The 1,381-nt window shown below is 63.6% G+C and carries 2 protein-coding genes; both read left to right on the forward strand.

Annotated features, from left to right (window positions below):
• Positions 1–121: 121 nt before the first annotated feature.
• Positions 122–997, forward strand: coding sequence for a site-specific integrase (locus P3T40_RS44915; protein ID WP_429274093.1), 876 nt, complete (start codon positions 122–124; stop codon positions 995–997).
• A gap of 21 nt (positions 998–1,018) precedes the next feature.
• A partial coding sequence (locus P3T40_RS44920) for an IS91 family transposase (protein ID WP_429274094.1) occupies positions 1,019–1,381 on the forward strand: 363 nt, incomplete at its 3' end.

Here is a 1,381-nt window from a genome sequence, read left to right on the forward strand (position 1 = left end):
GGACTAAACCGCTCGCGCGGTAGGGGCTCCGATCCGACGCTGGAGGTGAAGGTCAAGCCGGTCACGCGGTTTATGTTGAAGAGCGAGGCAATCCGCCTCGCTCTTCAACAGGAGCCGAATCATGACCTCCTTACCGGCAAACGTCAGCCCATTGCGCCAACGCATGATCGACGACATGCGCATGCGCCAGCTAGCCCCCAGGACGCAGGACGTCTATTTGCACATCGTGCGTGAATTCGCCCGGTTTCTCGGGCGCTCACCTGACACGGCCACCGTCGAGGACCTGCGCCGCTACCAGCTCTATCTGGTCGATCACGGCACATCGGCCGTGTCGCTGAACCACGCGATCACCGGCCTGAAGTTCTTCTTCACGGTCACGCTCGACCGGCCCGAGCTGATAGTCAGGATGCAACCGGTGCGCGTTCCCCGCATATTGCCCGTCGTGCTCAGTCCCGACGAAGTGCGGCGGCTGATCGAGGCAGCCGGCAACCTCAAGCACCAGACTGCGCTGTCGGTCGCCTACGGTGCCGGGCTGCGCGCGAGTGAAGTGGTAGCGCTGAAGGTCACCGACGTCGACAGCGAACGCATGACACTGCGTATCGAGCAGGGCAAGGGCCGCCGCGACCGCTACGCCATGCTCTCGCCGGTGCTGCTCGAGCGTCTGCGCGTATGGTGGCGCATGGCCCGTGCGCAGGGCAAGATGCTCGATGGTGGGTGGCTGTTTCCCGGGCTCGATCCGCTCGATCAGTTAAGCACGCGACAGTTGAACCGTGCCATTCATGCCGCCGCCGAAGCCGCGCACATCGACAAGCGCGTGTCCATGCACACGCTGCGCCACAGCTTTGCGACACACCTCCTTGAACAGAAGGTGGACATCCGCGTGATCCAGGTGCTGCTCGGCCACGCCAAGCTTGAGAACACCGCACTTTATGTGCAGGTGGCCACCGACCTGCTGCATGAAGTCACCAGTCCACTGGACCGCCTGCCTCCTGGATAAGCCCATACCCTGCAGCATCTCATGCTGGAGGTTGCGGACATCTTCCGCAGCCACGGGCCGGCGTGGCGAGCCACGACACGCCTGAGCCTGGGGCAGCTGAAGGTCATGTCAGCCATCGAACGGTGCCGCACGGCGGCACTGGGCGGACATGTGTTGCGCTGTTCAGGCTGCGCAAGGACAGAGGTGTCCTTCAACTCGTGCCGGGACCGGCATTGCCCAAAGTGCCAGGCCAGTGCCGCACACCGCTGGCTGGAGGCACGCCAGACCGACCTGCTGCCTGTCGAGTACTTCCACGTCGTCTTCACGCTTCCCGCACCCATCAGCGCCATCGCCTGGTACAACAAACGGATCATCTACGGCCTGCTGCTCGACATCGCCGCTGAC

Source organism: Paraburkholderia sp. EB58 (genome assembly GCF_050436665.1).
GTDB lineage: Bacteria > Pseudomonadota > Gammaproteobacteria > Burkholderiales > Burkholderiaceae > Paraburkholderia.